The sequence below is a fragment of the Lysobacter sp. Root690 genome (assembly GCF_001427785.1).
In the GTDB taxonomy this organism is placed as follows: Bacteria; Pseudomonadota; Gammaproteobacteria; order Xanthomonadales; family Xanthomonadaceae; genus Lysobacter.
Genome location: NZ_LMHM01000012.1, coordinates 966,592 through 966,807 on the forward strand (window position 1 = coordinate 966,592; position 216 = coordinate 966,807).

Below are 216 nucleotides of genomic sequence, written 5' to 3' on the forward strand. Positions count from 1 at the left end.
ACGGGCGACAACGCAACTTGCACAATCAACAACGATGACCAGGCGGCAACGCTGACCCTGGCCAAGACGGTGACCAACGATAACGGCGGCACCGCGTTGGCGACTGCGTGGACGCTGGCGGCGGCGGGTCCGACCAACATCACCGGCGCCACGGGTTCGGCCGCGGTGACCAATGCATCGGTCAATCCGGGCAGCTACGCCCTGTCCGAGACCGGC